Consider the following 17,508-nt stretch of genomic DNA (forward strand, 5'->3'; position numbering starts at 1 on the left):
CAATTTTCAGAACAATTTCCTCGCTACTCTTCGGACAGGGCGAATCAAGTACCAAATCTGCCCGAGATAGCGCCACTTTCTCTGATTTAATTTAACTTCGGTCTCACCACGATAGACGGTGTGGGCAATTGCCACCACATCATCGTAATTGACGACTTCATGCGCTGCAACGTTCCCGTCACCTGCCAGGTAGATTTTTGTACTATCGTATTTCACCACACGATGAAGTATCATCTCGCCTTTTACGTTTGCTAATACAATTATACCTTTGGTTAACTCACTTACGTGAAAAGATTTAAGCGATACCCTGTTGCCATCTTTTAAGAAAGGCAGCATACTAGTCCCTTTGACCGGTATGGTTACATATTTGCCTTGCTTTATGTAGCCAAGTACCTGCTCAAAAAGAAGTTTATTGGGTATCGTAATTCTATCTTTGTATAGCAATAATGTCTTCCACCGTTAAATTCTGTTCAAAATATGAAATAGAAGGAAATATACCTCTGTTCATTTTGTGCATTTATACGGCCCGATATTTCTCAGAGATTTGAGCGGAGTTTATGATATAGATTCAGACATTTATCGACCATTTTTTCGAGGGTGAAAAATGTCTGATAACGTTGTAAACTTCCAGCTGACAGCTGGTCATATTTTTCTTTTTCTTGCAAAATACTGTTAATTGCATTGGCTAGCGCCTCTGGATTTTCGAGCTCAACAACCAGACCGGATTCTCCGTCTGCATTTACCCAGCTCACGCCTGACCCGGGAATATGCGTGGATACGATTGGTTTTGAGCAAGACATTGCTTCGATCTGTACAATTGCGAAAGCTTCAGTTTTCAAAATCGAGCTCAGGCAGAAAATATCACATGCACCATAATAAGCAGGAAGATCTTCGTCGGAAATAAATCCTATAAGCTCGACGCGGTCCTTTACATTTAGCTCCAGAATTAACTGTTGCAATGCGTCATAAAGTGGCCCCTTACCTCCGATAACGATCTGATAGTTTTCATTGAGATACTGTGCTGCACGAATCAGATATTCATAACCCTTATATTCTACCAATCTTCCCAGCGAGAAAATCAATTTCTTTTCCCCGTACTTTTGACGAATTTTTTCGACTTGTGCAATTTCTGGTGTGATGGACTCTATTCCAATAGGAATATGATCTACCTTATACTGTACCTTACTTAGGAAAGGTGATTCATTTACGTACACCGGTGTGGTACCTACTATCAGATCTGCTCTTTCAATCACCCAATCCTGCAATGGTCTATATAGCTTCAATAACATTCTTTGTTTGAGAATATCACTATGCCAATGTAAAACAACCTTGCCTTTATAACCTGAAAGAAAAAGGGCCAGGGTTGCCATAGGGTCAGGATGATGAATATGAATAATATCATAATCGCCAGCTATCTGACGAAGTTTCAGGATCATTTTAGGAGCGATCATCGTCGCTGCGAATTTAATCTGTGTCGGTATCGCTATTACTTTAGCAAATGAGTTTACCGACAAAATGCCCCCCGGATGATCTTCTGTAGTTGCACAAAGCATATCACAGTGGATATTCCGGGCAGATAGACCGAGCATCAGATCGTACATAACCTTTTCTACTCCCCCGCGTATAGGGTAAAATTTACCGACTTGAAGTATTTTCATGAAGACTTTTCTTTTTATTTAACGAGATATTTAATAGATAAGAAGTGACAATGGTTAATGAAAAGACCGCCAACACGTAAAGAATATTGGATATAATAAAAATATGGTTGCCTCTTAACAAAACAATCCAAACCCCGTGGAATAGATATATTTCGTAAGATATATTCCCCAGGAAACTTATGAACCTGGGTTTAGGCATCTCTACACAATTAAATAATAGAATTGTAATTACAGGTATAAATGCATAAACAAAAATATATAACCATTCATTCTTAGTTAAAATCAAACAAACACATAACACTGAAAGAGCTATAATGCCTGATATCCTATATATACCCGTCAATATTCCAGTTAATGCCTTTTGATAAAATTTGTAAATTATTCCCATCGGAAAGCCTAATACAGAGACCCACCATGCTCTATCATAGTCTAAAATATTTTTAATGGTCAGAATATAAAGGACAGTTAGCAGTAGAAGACAAATGATTTTCCAATTAATATCCAGATTTGCCGATCTAAAGACACAATAGAAAAATGTGTAGAATACGACTATAGTAAAAACAAACCATGAATAAGGCAAAGGTGTAATTCCTTCCGAGATCAAATCAGTTAGCATACCTGAGTTAAAACTGTTTTGATCAAAATAGTTCATAAGCAAGTAAAGAAATGTAACTATTAGGAACGGATTGACGATATGCCAGATCCTTTTTCTCCAAAAACCATTTAAATAGATTATTCCTTTCTGAATATAAGATGACATTAGGCCATATCCAGATAAAAAGAAAAAAATAGATACTGCAGGCGCACCTACATGCTTAAAAATATTAAAGTACGGCACTTCTACTCCGTATTGAAGATGATGTAATACGATTAAAATGCTTAGCGCACCTTTTAATATCTTTGAAGATTGAATATCTAATTCCATGTCAGAATAATAAGTACCTAACTAAATAATAAAGTCTTAAACATTTCTTCCCATGAGCTAACCGCATGAGGAGTTTTGACTTTTTCTTGTACTTTTTCCAGGCCTTTAGAATCACCGCGAATTAGACTCATCATTAATTTCGCCAGTTCCTGAGGATTATTCGGGTCAAAAAAGGCTACGTGATTGCACCCGGCGGCCGTCTCATATGCATAAGGAAGATCAGCGAGTAACATTGGCTTATCAAACGCACCAAATTCTGTTATAGGCAAACCCCAAGTTTCTACTTTCGAGGGAAATACCAGGCAATGACTTTTAGCATAAAAACCAAATAGCGTTTCTCGCGTCATAAAACCGGCAAAATTTAAGCTGGAAAGATGCCCCCATTTTTTATATAACCAGTGTGCGTAGGCATTTTCTTCGCCTTTTACGGTAATACTTACTTTAAAACCTAGTACACCAAGATCTTGAAGTATTTCTGTCGCTTCCGTCAGACATTCAAAATTCTTGTGACTGTTCGGCGAGGCTGCATATACAAAATTATAATTTTCCTCTCCAGCGGAGAGATCTAAAATATTATCTTCGGAGGGTCTGTCCGGTGATGCAACAATTATTTGCTTGGAATGCAAGTAAAACATCTGTAGAAATGCTTCCCTAATCCATTCCTGCTGTACAACAACATGAGTGTTTTTAGTTATGTTTTTTTTATAAATGAACTTAGAAAATATTGCAAGTAAAACAATTTTAGGTGTAAAAAACCATTCTCTCCACTTCCATTTATAGAAAGGGAAAGGATTGTGGCAATATACCGCCCTTCTTTCTGCGACAACATTGGGAGTAGTATCATGTAAGGACAACCAGAGGCTGACCGGGCCAAGTTTTTTAGACATTCTCTTTGCCGAGACGTACTCAAACCACAATCTATTCACCCATAATTTTTTGGGCCAAGGAATTTCAACATATTCAATGTTAGGATAATCTGCGAGCTCTCTTTTGAATACCAGCGCGACGACACGGTAGTTCTCTTTAGTGGCGAGTATCGAAAGATAAGCGAGGCATTCCCGCAAAATAGTTAGTGTTCCTCCTTCAATAAGGTTGACAGCTGACACGACAATTGTTGTATGAGGTTCTTGGGTCTTTAGCATATTGGAAGTTTGTTAGGAGCTACGTCTTTACTAGTTATCTGCTTGAACAGCGATAACCATTGATGCATAATCAGATCTTCAGCATAATTCGAGGACAGCAAACGGGAATTCTGCCCCATCTGCACTCGCAGTCCGGTATCATCCATTAAATGAATTAATTTTCTGGCTAATTCTGCCTGGTCGCCTTCGCGCAACAAAAAACCATTTTCTCCGTCGCGAATAATATCTTTTGGTCCACATTTACAAGCATAGGATACTAAAGGCAAACCACAGACTTGTCCTTCTAATAAAGCCATAGGTAAGCCTTCATAACGGGACGTCATAGCGAGAATAGAACTCGATAGATATTCATTTTCGATATTTTTTACCGGAGCGCGTAAAAACACCACACCTTGTAGCCCAAGGTCATTTATCAAATTTTGCAACCCGTCTGCTAATGGTCCTTGTCCAAAAATGGAAAGCGACCAGTCAGGATGCACCTTGTATACATGCTTCCAAGCCTGGATCAATTCATCAAATCCTTTTTGATAATCATATCTTCCTACTGCTATTACCTTTTTTTCAAGGAGAGGAGCTTGTGCTTGAGGAATGAAGCTATTCGAGTTTGGAATTACATTTATATTAGGCAAATCTCCCCAATATCCTTTATCCTCATGAGTCAATACGACAAAACTGTCATATTTTTTCGCCGTATCCAGATCTGTCCGGCTACGGAATTGGTCAATTAACTTTCTAATACCCCTCCTGCCGTACTGCAAACGTTTATAACGAGAGAAATGGATCTCAAGCATTTTTTTACTCCCGTCCTTTAACTTATATAAAAACGAAGCATCATGATCAAACATAGAGACCACCACGTCTGCCTTTAAAGATTTTAATAAAGTCGACAACCTTTTACGATGCATCCATTGCTTTCCAGGGTAGCTTAATAACCTACCTAAAGTGTTCTTTTCTGTACCGGCATAATTAATTGCTAAGTCATACATCGAAATTCTATTGTCCATTTCAAAGTAAGAATTTCTATCTTTTTGATCAGTAGTGACAATTATTAACTCATGCCCTTGTGTGGCCAGGTAATTAGCTTTATTAGCTAATACCCGTTCCATCCCTCCAGAATTAAATGTACCGAGTATGCAATAGACGATTTTCATCTTGTTGATTTAATGTTTTATTGTTTCTTAATATGTCCATGCAATAAAACAACGCATAGATCAGGAATATATCTGTGGACACTTTTATCCAAACTACGAAGGTGAGTACAAAAAAAAGGAAAAACATATGCGAGTATTGCCGGTACTTACGCGCAAATACTGCTGCGTTATAAATAAAAAACAATGAAAAAACACTAAATCCAACTAACCCGGAATACATGATTAAGCGACAATAGCCTATATCTGTACCGAACACCCAATTATCAAACAAACCTGTTCCAATAATCCAGGTTTTCAAATCTGTAGGCCATACCCACATATTGTTATTCAATTTATCGGTTGAGCCAGTACGCCATTCCCCGTACTCTATCCAGTTAAAGAAGCCTTCAAAAGCAAATCGAATCTGACCTTGAAAAATGCTATCGCTTTGATAAAAGTAAGTTGTAATAAGCAATGCCAATATTAGCATGAAGCCGAAAATAAGGTGGAATTTGAAAAAATTCGGTTTGATAATCATCCGGACAATGCCGGTATTCCACATCAGGTATAGTATCGCCAACCCGGCTCCGGTTGATGTGGTTCTAGAAATCATATTACCAATGATTATAATGGTAAAGAATCCGGTAAGTAAAACTATTATGCTCCAACTACTTGTTCGAATAGCCTGTTCCTTCGAAAGTATTCCGGCCATCATAATTAATACTATTGAAAATCGAACTCCGGCGTTGTCCAATGAAGCACCAATTCCATAGAGGCGATTAACTTCAAGAAGGAAATCCTGCCCTTGGTCTATATACTGATTTACCCACTGTTGAAAGGCAGGAATGGAATCAATCAGAAGGGCTAAAGCACATTGTGTGAAACATACGCCTGCTAAATAGAAAGTCAGCAAAGTCAAATTGATCACACCGTGGCCCCATTTTATTAATGTACAAACAGCATAAGCAGCAAAAATCCAAACTGCGAAACTTACAAAATAAGTCGCGTAAGAGAGATCATCTGTATGATTATAATCAGAAGAAACAAAGCAAATTATGGAAAACAAAACTACAAAGCCAATAGCGCCTAATAACGGGCGGCTTATTTTCACAGACCTGTTCTGGATAGCATGATAAACTGCAGTAAGCATACCGAACAGCGCAATTATCATTTTAGTATTAATATTTGGAGGTAAAAATGTTACCCCAAAAGAAAAGTAAAATAAACTGACAACAAGTCCTATTCCGAGAATTTTTAAAATACGTCCCATAATTACTATTTATAAACTCTGCCGTAGATAAAACCTATCACCACACGGTAATACAACTTAATTGCCCAGAACTGCTTTTTGACAGCTAACCATTGTAAAAATCTGGTTCGAAATGGAAGAGCTTTATTAGTCATTACTTTACCATTACTTTCGGGGAACCAGTTTAGCCACAGCTTGTACTGCTCTTCCTGATCGGATATCAAAAGGGGCAGTTTAATATTCAGTTTAAGAAAATTTAAATTAAACTCTTCTGGATCTGAGAACCTGCTGTTAAAAAGATACCGTTCGATCTCTCCGACATTCAGTGTCACCTCACGGATATGTGAATCTGAATAAATTTTTGTCAGTGACTGATTGTTGGATTGCCCGTAATGATACAGCGCCTTATCCAAATAGATGACACGGGTTGCCTTTGTAAACAATTTAACCATGACCATCATATCTTCTCCCATATTCATCCCCGGAGTGAATTGAATCTGTTCATTTACATATAAAGACCGCCGCACGATAAACAACCACAAATTCCATCGCATAGACCCATTCAGCATTTTTTGAATTGCCTCTTTGGAACTGGCAAAAGAAGGTTGATTCATTCGCCGTTCATTTTTCCCGAAAGTCAAAAACCAATTGCATCCTACAATATCTGCATCTTTCGAAACAGCCTCATTAATTAATAGTTCAATTGCATTTATCTCCAAATAATCATCTGCATCTACATAATAAATAAATTCTCCTGTAGCATTTTCCAGACCGGTATTTCTTGCTGAAGCAACACCCCCATTTTTATTATGACTGATAACTTTTGTGGACATTCCCTTATTTTCCAAAATCGGAATATACTTTTGTATCACCGTCCAGGATTGGTCAGTGCTGCAATCATCGATTATTACTACTTCTATTTTCGTGTAGCTTTGCTCAATGAGAGATTTCAGTGCAATATGAATGGTACTTTCCGCATTATAAACAGGAATTATAACCGAGACTATTAGTTCGCGCTCCATAGAAATTATTCTTTGATGACTTTAATTGTTTTTCTTCCACCTGTCAAAATCGCTAATAAACCAGGAAGAAACATCTTCGCAAGTTTATAAAAGCACAGACATATTAGAAGACATAGAACAGGAATAGTAAAATAGGCTATTAGTTTTCCCCAACCAGTTGAAAAAAGTTGCAATTTTGAAAAGCCACCCTTTAACCAGTTTATTATATACATCTCGTGAATAGCGTATATAAAAAAAACAGATGACGATAACCGCAGCAAAGAGATCTTTATCAATTTATGATTAACTAACAAGTCACCAATACAAAGCGCAGCAACGATACCAAATGGAATAAATAAACGGATATAAAATTCATAATAAGGTGTAACTGCATAATAAGTTGCCAAGCCTAAGAACAAGGCAGCTATAAGGAATTTCTGTATTTTATGATTATGAGCTATTGCGCCCAAATCAAGCTGGTTTTGTCCCGCAAATGCCCCTATTCCAAAAAACATGAATGCAGTACTGCTCAATCCTGGAATATTAGGTTCCCAGACCAAAAGATATGGAAGTACTATAAAAAGAAGTCCAAAGCCTTTAGTATACTTAAAAAGCAGATAAAAACCTGGAGAAAGAATCGCCATACAAATCAAGTCACGCAGATACCATAATGGAAAAACGAAAGGACCTCGCCAGAATATGTCGTAAAACGAACTGCTGTATATCTGTGAGTACATTTCATCGGAACTCCGCCCGAGCTCCGTAAAAATGTAGTTTTTTAAAAGCACCACAATGACAAAAAGAAGATTCCATAATAAATATGGGATAAGCAAAGTGTACAGTCGTTTTTCCATCTGCGTAGTGTAAACACGACGGTCAAGTGCCTCAATTTTTAAAAAGAAAAAATATCCAGAAAATAAGAAAAAACAAGGAACAGCAATTCTACCTATGTGATGCGAAATCAATTCAGAAGACAAACTGTAAATACTATTCAGATCAAAATTTAGCTTGACAGGGTGTATTTCAGAGGGAATTACATGAATAAATACAACCAGAATCATCAATGGGAATCGAAGCACTTCGATAACATCAAAACTAGCGTTAACAGTCAATTTTTTAAACATATGCCTTTACTTCATTTAGTATTCTATCTACAACTCCTACATGTTTTGTGTTAAATTTCCGGGCAAATAGGGCATCTGAGTTCATCAGCCTTTCGAAGTCCATATCTTCCCAATCCACTAACTCATTATTCTTCCAGCCGATTAAACGCATACAACCACGTCCTTCGTTATCTGAATCAAACAGGTTTTCACGAAAAGAAGAATTCCAGCAGGCGGTTTGTAGAAAAATCTCATCTGCACAAAAGGTATACTGATAGTTTTTTACAATCTCAGCTTTTTTCTCAAGTAGAAATAAAACAAATTCATGAGTTACACTTACCCAGTTCAGCCCTTTTCGAAATAAGGTTTGCTTATTCCTGCGGGGAAAAAAAAGAAATTGTATTCTTAAAAAAGAATATCTCAATGCTCGTATCGAAATATCCCTGATACCCCGACCCGAACGGAAATGCTTTGGATATATATGATAGCGCTGAACTTTTCTGCTTATTGACTTATAATTATCCTCCTGATTAAAACCAATGAATTCCTTTCCCTTATTCTGTGTAAAAAAGTCATGGATAAAATTCTGTGATTTTAAAGGCATGTCGACTCCCGACAAAATATGATAATAATCATATGGCCCCTGTTTTACAGCTTGTTCAAATAAAATCATTTCCGATTCTATCTGCGATACATCACCCCACCTCACATCAATTCTGTTCTCCAATATATATAATTTCGAATAGTGAGCTTTTACTAACGGTAGTTCTGCCAGCTTTTTGTCGAAATGAATATATATATCATTACGTGGATCGTCTAATGCCTCAATTAGTCGGATTAAGATCTCGAACTCGTGGTGCGCTATAATAAGGTAGGCATGTTTCATTCTGTACGAGAATTGAGATTAGTAAGAATTTTTTCGACAACATTTATATTCTGAACACTGAATTTACGCGCGAATAAACATCCTGAGTTTATTATATCATCGTAATTCGCCAAACTATATGTTTTAGTATTTCCGCCTTCAAAATCACATTTTAATAATTTATCATAGTAGACAACATTCGATTTAAGAGACATATTTTCTAAAATCGAAGGCACAAAAAATTCATCTCCACAAAAGGAATAACGATACTTCTTCAACACTTTACTTTTTTCCTTTAATACATAATCCATTGATTTCTGACTAAGGCTTAACCAATTAGACGCTTTATAAAAAGTCTCTTTTTTATTCGCTATGATATCGAATATCTTCTGAAATCGAATTGACGCGCGCCACAAAAACTGACTTATCTTACGCGTGGAACCTTGGGAGGAGAAATAGCTCTTTATGAAAAAATTATACTTTCTAACCTTAATAGTTACTTCTTCAACAGGTATATCCATTTTCATTAATAAATCTTTTCCTTTCAACCTATCAAAAAAAGCATGTAAGTAACTTTGGTTGTACAGTGGAAGATGTACTCCGGAAATCAAATGGTAGTAAGCATACGAGCCATTTTTATGCGCAGTTTCAAATAATAAATATTCAGCTTCAATTTGCGAAATATGCCCCCAATATACTTCCAGAGTATTTTTAAGTATAGAAAGTCGCCCCTCTCTCATATGTAAGTTTGGGTGGGTCTTAACCTTCTTATCTATATGAATAAAGACATCATTTCGTTTATCATCAAGTGCGTTCAGCAGATGCTGAAGTACCTCAAATTCATTATGCGCTATTATTAAATAAGCGTGTCTCATATTAGTTTTGCTTATACTTTAATGTCCGATACAATACCTGAGCGGTGTTAATTAACCATCTGCCCATAAAAGTATCGTAAACTTTGAAAAGCTGGTATATTTTTCCATTAACTACGCCTTCTTGTCTTATTTCCAAAGGCAGCGTCTTATAAAAACGCCACCAGTGCTCAAATTTCACAGTAAAAACATCCCAGGGCTTGCTTCCTGTATAGTGTATAGTTCCGTGCTCCTGTACGGCATTCCAATCCGCCTCTGTATAGTACCTTAGAAAAGCCGATTTATACTGAGGTAGAAAAAATGTACGAATGCTATTATAAAATGGAGGCAATCCTATAATACGTCCCTGGCATAGTTGGTTCAGCACATCCTGATCGGGAAACTCCAGATGGTCCGAATTGGAAGCAGCGATAAATTTAACGGTCATATTATCTGCTCTCAACAGTTCCAAATTCATAATCAGAAATCCTGAGTTGATATAAAACCCTGGCTTACAACCTATGGAGTCCATATGAGACAGTTGAAAATCTAAAGTTGCTTCATATACACCGGCCAGATAATTATCTCCCAGATTGGTTTCTCTGAATAACTTTGCTAAATTATTCCGAACAACGATATCGCAATCTATATACATAACTTTCTCATACTCCGGCAAAAGATCAGACAGAAGTAATCGATAGGAAGCCGCAATGGTATACTTTTCATCAACATAAATTCCTGTTAATTTACCTTCAAGATTGATAAATGAATACTGAACACGGTCGCCACCAAGCCGCTCTAACTTCCTTTGCATCTGATCTGACAAAGGTTCAGTTAACAGACAAATAATATGAAAATAATCCCTTGATTCAGCATGCTCCAATACCGATAGGATACATACTGATGCCGGCACGAAATAATTAGGCGTAAATGCAATTACCAATGGAATCTTCGTATCAATCTTATTCATATGATTAATTAGTAAGCTTATATGTTTCCCGTTTTATTCCAATTTTATAGTTGATGTCCCTATGTTTGACACAACATATTATTTTATAATCTTCTCGGCTGAAAACCGTAAAAACATTACGATTTTATCCCTGAAAGACAGCAGTGTACACTTTCTGATGTAATAAAAATCACTAAAAGGTAAATGTTTTATAACCTGATTGTAGTAATCATACCTGCACTTTATATAAAGCAAATTCCTCTGAGTATGTTTATAACAAAACTCGTCAAGCTTATCGTCAGGTACTTCATATCCTAAATTCATTAGCCAATTATAGAACATGGTAGTTGCTTCAAGTTTAGATTTTAGATGATTCTTATTACTGGAAAGATGAATAGATGATATCCTAAATTGAAACAACATTTCTGCCGTGTTTGCTACTCCTTTTTCTGCCATCATAATAGTGGACGCAACATCCGAACAAAATGCAAAAGGAAAATCAATGAACTTCTTTTGGAGTAAAGCAGAAGTTTTAAACATATAATTACCGATACAGGTAAACGCAGTACCCTTAACCCAATAGTAAAGGAATTGATATTTACTACAGCGCTCTGGTAAAACACCATCAATTCCAATTAGCCTGTTCTGCTCGTCGATCTGTTCTACTCCGGACCTGATTAATTCTATATCCGGATACTTATCAGCGAGGGCCAAACATCTTTCTAAAAAATGTGTATGATAAATATCATCATCGGCAGCCAATATTACATATTCTCCTTTGGCATATTGAATGCTAAAGTTCCATTGTTTAACCAAACTTACCCCCCCAATATTCTGTTCATTACGGTAATATTTAATACGTGCATCCTGATAAGAATCAACTATTTTCTCCAGATTTTCCGGAGACGCATCATCCACAATAATTAACTCGAAATTAGCGTACGATTGATTCAGAATACTATCGATAGCCTGACTGAGGAATTTTGCTTTATAAGCTGGTAAAACAAATGAAACTAGATGCATATTCTGATTGATATTGAAAAATTATAGAATCATTTTTTTATACTTCGCTTTTAAAGGGAATGGAGCAGACTTCAGCAAGCCGGATTGAATTTCAGAAAGCAAATTATTGATAAGCATCTTACTTTTATGCTCTTCAAAGTAAGACTTCCAGTTGTCCTCACTATCGAGGATCTCTTCAATATTTGATAACCCATCGTAAAACGGTATATCTACTGAACTAAAATAATCGTTAAATTTGAAGCCATCAGTATCAATATATCCTTTTTTTATCCATAGTGAGGGTATATTGTAAGCATGAGCGACAATCACTCCATGTAATGATGTCGATAAAACATATTCGCAAGCCATTATCTCCTTCACTACTTTTTCGATATCACGGGTACGTAAATCTATGATATGGTACTTATCTTTATAATTTTCCAGAAAATAATCTACTTCGTGCCAGTGTGGAACGATGCCTAATTTATAGTGTTTTTCGTGTTTGGGTTCAATCCACAAGGGTAGCAGAAGTGCAGGGTCACCATATACACTACAACCGTTAAATCCTTCTTCAATTAATTTCCGGTCAGTCAATTTTCCACGAACAGCGAATGTCTTCCCTCCCTTGAAAGAATCGCATTTATTCATAAAACCGGAACCCCATATATCTGATTTTCTTTTTCCCCAGCTCATAATTGAGCCCACACAAAGCAACGTTTTCTGCCAGGGAAATATGATAGATTTTAATCGATAAAGCTCATACTTACTTAATCTTTTAAAAAGTACTCTGACATTATATCTGGATAGAGGTGAGAGTTTATGCTGTGTTTGGATTCCAGACAGCTCCTGTATTAATAACGGACTCAAGGCATCACCGAAATTATCGCTATCCCAATATATCAGATTTATTTTTCTCTTTAACATTCAAACACTATTTATATTTTTTTGCAATTAATTTCACTGAATCTATTAAAAAAAGCTTTTCCGATTTATCTAGAGCTAAAACATATCCGATAGTCAAGATTGAAATACAAGAAGTAAAAACTATTACAATAAAACGGTAGATAGATTCGTCGAGCAAATGGTAAAGAATAAATGGAACAATTGGTGAAATAAGCAAAACAATAAAACACTTATAAACAACCTGCACCAAATACTCTTTCAATGGAAGCTCAATCATATTACGGATTAACCATACCCGCACAATCTGCCCAATTATTACAATAACCAGGTGTACAATAAAAACTGACTCCGGAGGTAATCCAAATTTCAAGGCTACATAACCCAGAGGTACAACCAAGAGAAGCAAACTCCCTAAGATAGATTGATAAACCTTAATTCTTCCGGTCGCCTTAGCTGCAAAAACCAGTGGATTGGCTAAGCTGTCAACCAGTGAAATGAGCAGCATGACACGAACGAAATTAACAGTATGCTCCGGGACAATTTTGAGCCACCAAATAAGTAAGTTCTCTATATCCAAAAAAACGGGCAGAGATAACAGCAGCAGTAAAAAAAACGAATATTTTGAACTTACATAAATCAACTTATGCATATAAGTTAGGTCATTTGCGGCGTAACTTTTTGTAATCTGTGGGTTCAGCGCAGTTTGGAAGCCACTGATAAAACGTGATATTACCCCTTGGACCTGAACTGCTATTCCACGCGCAGCGTTGACTGTCGCTCCAAAAAATATATTGAGCAATATATTTATACCTTGAGTGAATAATAAAAACGCTGAATCACCAAACATACTCCAACCGGCAAAAGAAGCCATCTCTTTAAATAAAGGCTTGTTCCATTTAATTCCACCTCTCGCCTCGTCGAATTTACGGAAACAATAACCCCAATAAATAATTTGCATGATAACCTGTGCAATAACCAACATCATTGCATAGATTTTTAATTTATCAAAATCAACCGACTGGAGTAAGAAAACAACAACTAGTTTCAAGACCATATCCAGTATAGAGAAGTAAGCAAACACACCCATTTTTTCGTGTGCAATAATCACTGCGCTATATGGCACATTAATAATAGAAATAAATGCACTGATTATAGAGAAATGAAATACCCATACCGCGGCCTGCATACGTAATGGTGGAATCTGCATACGCGTTTTCAAAAACCATAATCCTACAGTTTCTGCTAAAACACAAATTAAAAGTGCAATCAAAAGATGAATAAGCAAGCTTACACTAAAAACCGATTTCAGCCTGTCATTATTTCCCCGCCCCAACTCAAATGTTATAAAGCGACTGGTTGATGATGCCATTGCCGAATTTAGCACGCCAAACATGGCCACTACACCTCCAATAACGTTGTATAAACCGAAGTCCTCTACTCCCAATACGTTCAGCACAACGCGGGAGATATACAACCCAATGAGCATGCTGACAAACATCTGTATATAAAGCACTAGGGTATTTTTAGCAATTCGCTTGCTATTCGTTGTATCTGACATATATTTATTTACCGAACTCAGCTCGCAGCGTTCTTTTCAATCCTTCTTCGATAGAGTAAGGAGGTACAAATCCGGTTGTCATAGCTTTCTTCGAATCAAACTGGGTCACTGCGCAGAATTTTTTTACTCTCACTGAACTTATAGTTAATTTTTTACGAAGTATCCAAGCCAGGATATCAAATCCGTATCCGCCCAATATCCCTAATGTATAGGGAATGTGTATAGTTGGGATTTTCTTACCCAATACTTCTCCCGTATGGTGAACGAGGTCATTGGTGGTAAAATCACGTTTGTCTACGTAATTGTATACCTCATACCCTGTTTTTCGTTCGCGGATCAGAAATTCCATAAAAGCAACTATATTACCAATATAAGACATTGATTTCTCGTTATTACCTTTTCCGATCATCAAAAATTTACCAGAAGCAATTTGGTTCAGTAGATTGTATACATTCCCCCGGTTACCTTCCCCAAAAATCACCGTCGGACGGATAATATTAATATTCCAGTCGGGATGCGAGTCGTACCATTGCTGCAGAACTTGTTCCGCCTGCCATTTGCTTTTTCCATAAGCATTAAATGGGTTGGCCGGAGTAAGTTCATCCGGATTGACTTTATTTAATCCATACACTGCTACGGTGCTGGTAAATACGATACGTCTTACTTCGTTTTGGGCCATTGCTTCCAGGGTATTTTTCATCCCCTGAACATTTACGTCATAATATAAAGAAGCAGGTGTAACGTCGTCACGATGCTCTGCCGCTAATAACACAACTACGTCCACACCTTTTAATAAAGTGACTAACGTGTCTTTTCTTAGCACATCTGCAATGTGGGTAATAGCTGAAAAACTGCTGCTTTGCTGTTTGTCTATATTAAGAAATTCAAATCCTTGATTTTGTTTCAGGGTCTCTATTAGTCGGGTTCCGACAAAACCTGACCCTCCAATGATGGCAACTTTCATATCTTCAATTCTAAATAAAATTTATACTTCGCTATAGCTGATTTGTGCGTTCTTACTTAATGAAATTGCAGTATCGGCTCTTCTCCCCGCCTCAATCCGGTGAAATACAAAATGAAATAGACCCCAAAGGACAATATCTAAAGCCAGTACAATGTTATTACTGATATATTGTACGCTGACAATATTAAAGACACTAAAAAATAGCGCGAGCAATATGATATAGATCATGGCAGTACGATGGGAAATGCCGAGGTCCAAAAATTTATGATGAATATGGTTCCGGTCAGGCTCAAAAACTGACTTTCCGTTTCTAAATCGTACCCACATTACTCTGGCTACATCTAAGACAGGAACAATCAAGGTTGTAAATGCTGACACAATAGCACCATCAAAGAATGGTTTGATATCCTGATTATTCATAGAAAAACTAACTGCTAAAAAAGCGATTGAATAGCCAAGGGTTAAACTGCCGGTATCCCCCATGAATATGCGACGTTTCCGTTTTGATGCACCAAATACATTAAAGTAAAAAAAAGGAATTAACAGGCCAGTTGTAATAAAAGCGAAAATAGCGTGTAACCATGCACCTTCTGCAGCGAACAAAATACCAAGAATCAAGCTGCTGACCATTATCAGTCCGGAACATAAACCATCAATTCCATCAATAAGATTGATGCCATTGATAATGAGCATTACCGCGAAAACCGTCAGTGGCATACCTACCCAGGCAGGTATAAAATCGATAAAAAACACACCGTAGATATCATTTATCCACAGACCGGAAAGTGGTAAAAGCATTGCAGCAACCAACTGCGCAAAAAATTTAAACTTATAACTAACACCTATCAGATCATCTGCAAGCCCGACAATAAACAAGATTACAAGACCAGTTGTAAGTAACAGGAACATTGGTAATATTTCACCAGTATTTAAATGCAGGTCATTTAAAAAGTTGTACTTATGAAAGATTACAACTGCTAATGTCATCAAACAACATTGGATTGGTGCAAATGCCACACCACCCAATCTGGGTATGATATGCTCATGTGTTTTTCGATTATTAACCGGGTCAAAAAGTCTCTTCTTGTAGCTTACAAGATAAATGAAACGGATAATAGACCTTCCAAGGTAAAATGCTAATAGAAAAGGGATCAGGATAATTAAAATTTTTACGGTCGTCATCTTTTAATTCATTAAGTGAAACATAAACCACACTCAAGTATTCGTTACTATTAATTATATATTAAGGGTAGACTGGGCGTTTAAGAATAGGGCTACGTTTGACAGGTCTGTGTCTTTCAAAAGAACTTTCTTGTTTATGTCCAGCAGGTAAATTGTAGGCGAGGCTCGAATGTCATATAAACCTTTAGCGAGCACCTGTTTACCACTATCGAATCCATTCGTCCAGGTTGCCGGAATATGCGATTGATATGCCTTCCAGACGTTATGATCACCGAGTGCATATATTGCTAATACATTCAGTATTCCTTTGTCGACAAGCTGGCGGAATCTCGTGCTAGTTTGGAGTTCCGCAATTGCTGTTTCACAATGCGGACAACCAGGCTCATAAAAGAATAAGAGGACAAAAGGTGCATGGACAGAAGAGATCTTCCTTTTTCCACCTGTAGGGATCTGAAATTCAAAATCCACTGCTGCTGAACCCACGTTATTTTTTTTGACCAGTGCCAGTTGTGCATTGTAGATATATTTATCGGCCTCACCGAGCTTACATGAGTCCAATAGAAATTCCAAGACAGGTTTATAATATAAATCATTGCGTACCGGCGAATTCGGATCGTGCAAATAGTGTTCATACTGCTTTTTGAAAAATTCAAAACTGGTAGGAAATGGCTTTGCTTTTGAAAGCATATGTTTTATTGCCCTTGAGCTGATCGTATCCGGAAATTTAGGGAGACTGGCAATGAAATCGACCAGGAGCTGTTCACCTATAGCGGGATCTCTTAAGGCGATGGTATCCTTAAAATCAAAATTATCCCAATAATGAAAGAACAGACGTTCAGGAGAGGTCTCTACAGAGAGTTTAGTGCCGGTATCTACTTTAGCAGAATCGGGTAATTTCTCATTTTTCCTGGCACAGCTAAACAATACATTTAAAATAATGCAAGACAATACAACAGATCTAAAAAAAAGCACCTTATTCATATTTAACTATCTATCTAATATTATCATATTTATTATCCGAGGATT

The 17,508-nt window shown here is 36.9% G+C and carries 17 protein-coding genes; all 17 read right to left on the reverse strand.

Translation table 11 applies throughout. From position 1 onward, the window contains the following. Positions 1-6: 6 nt before the first annotated feature. Positions 7-444 (reverse strand): S24/S26 family peptidase, encoded by a 438-nt coding sequence (locus BM192_RS02420; RefSeq protein WP_037444769.1) that lies wholly within the window; start codon positions 442-444, stop codon positions 7-9. A 92-nt stretch (positions 445-536) separates the two neighbouring features. Beyond that, positions 537-1,658: a glycosyltransferase gene (locus tag BM192_RS02425; RefSeq protein ID WP_037444770.1), complete on the reverse strand. Its 1,122-nt coding sequence runs from the start codon at positions 1,656-1,658 to the stop codon at positions 537-539. Next, positions 1,636-2,583 (reverse strand): acyltransferase family protein, encoded by a 948-nt coding sequence (locus tag BM192_RS02430; protein WP_074963871.1) that lies wholly within the window; start codon positions 2,581-2,583, stop codon positions 1,636-1,638. The genes BM192_RS02425 and BM192_RS02430 overlap by 23 nt, the downstream gene beginning before the upstream one ends. Before the next feature lie 17 nt (positions 2,584-2,600). Beyond that, positions 2,601-3,725 (reverse strand): glycosyltransferase family 4 protein, encoded by a 1,125-nt coding sequence (locus BM192_RS02435; protein ID WP_037444772.1) that lies wholly within the window; start codon positions 3,723-3,725, stop codon positions 2,601-2,603. After that, on the reverse strand, positions 3,719-4,876 hold the full coding sequence (locus BM192_RS02440) for a glycosyltransferase family 4 protein (RefSeq protein WP_037444780.1): 1,158 nt from the start codon (positions 4,874-4,876) through the stop codon (positions 3,719-3,721). The genes BM192_RS02435 and BM192_RS02440 overlap by 7 nt, the downstream gene beginning before the upstream one ends. Beyond that, positions 4,842-6,125 (reverse strand): hypothetical protein, encoded by a 1,284-nt coding sequence (locus BM192_RS02445; protein ID WP_037444783.1) that lies wholly within the window; start codon positions 6,123-6,125, stop codon positions 4,842-4,844. Before BM192_RS02445 ends, BM192_RS02440 begins: the two co-directional genes overlap by 35 nt. 5 nt (positions 6,126-6,130) lie before the next feature. Beyond that, positions 6,131-7,126, reverse strand: a complete 996-nt coding sequence (locus tag BM192_RS02450; RefSeq protein WP_037444785.1) for a glycosyltransferase family 2 protein — start codon at positions 7,124-7,126, stop codon at positions 6,131-6,133. A gap of 5 nt (positions 7,127-7,131) precedes the next feature. After that, entirely contained in the window at positions 7,132-8,229 is a 1,098-nt protein-coding gene (locus BM192_RS02455; protein ID WP_037444788.1) for an acyltransferase family protein, read from the reverse strand. After that, a complete protein-coding gene (locus BM192_RS02460; protein ID WP_037444790.1) occupies positions 8,222-9,094 on the reverse strand; it encodes a beta-1,6-N-acetylglucosaminyltransferase in 873 nt (290 codons plus the stop codon). Before BM192_RS02460 ends, BM192_RS02455 begins: the two co-directional genes overlap by 8 nt. Continuing rightward, entirely contained in the window at positions 9,091-9,948 is an 858-nt protein-coding gene (locus BM192_RS02465) for a beta-1,6-N-acetylglucosaminyltransferase (protein ID WP_037444792.1), read from the reverse strand. The genes BM192_RS02460 and BM192_RS02465 overlap by 4 nt, the downstream gene beginning before the upstream one ends. A gap of 1 nt (position 9,949) precedes the next feature. Further along, on the reverse strand, positions 9,950-10,894 hold the full coding sequence (locus tag BM192_RS02470; protein ID WP_088776011.1) for a glycosyltransferase family 8 protein: 945 nt from the start codon (positions 10,892-10,894) through the stop codon (positions 9,950-9,952). 78 nt (positions 10,895-10,972) lie between these two features. Then, positions 10,973-11,896: a glycosyltransferase family 2 protein gene (locus BM192_RS02475; protein WP_051760289.1), complete on the reverse strand. Its 924-nt coding sequence runs from the start codon at positions 11,894-11,896 to the stop codon at positions 10,973-10,975. Positions 11,897-11,917: 21 nt separating this feature from the next. After that, entirely contained in the window at positions 11,918-12,799 is an 882-nt protein-coding gene (locus BM192_RS02480) for a polysaccharide pyruvyl transferase family protein (protein ID WP_051760290.1), read from the reverse strand. Between the two features lie 7 nt (positions 12,800-12,806). Next, the gene (locus BM192_RS02485) at positions 12,807-14,336 is read right to left on the reverse strand and encodes a lipopolysaccharide biosynthesis protein (RefSeq protein ID WP_037444794.1); all 1,530 of its coding nucleotides are present in this window, start codon (positions 14,334-14,336) and stop codon (positions 12,807-12,809) included. Between the two features lie 4 nt (positions 14,337-14,340). Further along, a complete protein-coding gene (locus BM192_RS02490; protein ID WP_037444796.1) occupies positions 14,341-15,300 on the reverse strand; it encodes an NAD-dependent epimerase/dehydratase family protein in 960 nt (319 codons plus the stop codon). 21 nt (positions 15,301-15,321) lie between these two features. After that, positions 15,322-16,482 carry an MraY family glycosyltransferase gene (locus BM192_RS02495; RefSeq protein WP_037444798.1) on the reverse strand — a complete coding sequence of 387 codons (1,161 nt, stop codon included), beginning with the start codon at positions 16,480-16,482 and terminating at the stop codon, positions 15,322-15,324. A 54-nt stretch (positions 16,483-16,536) separates the two neighbouring features. After that, positions 16,537-17,463 carry a DUF5106 domain-containing protein gene (locus tag BM192_RS02500; RefSeq protein WP_051760291.1) on the reverse strand — a complete coding sequence of 309 codons (927 nt, stop codon included), beginning with the start codon at positions 17,461-17,463 and terminating at the stop codon, positions 16,537-16,539. Between the last annotated feature and the right edge of the window lie 45 nt (positions 17,464-17,508).

Origin of the sequence: Pedobacter antarcticus (assembly GCF_900112985.1) — a bacterium.
In the GTDB taxonomy this organism is placed as follows: Bacteria; Bacteroidota; Bacteroidia; order Sphingobacteriales; family Sphingobacteriaceae; genus Pedobacter; species Pedobacter antarcticus.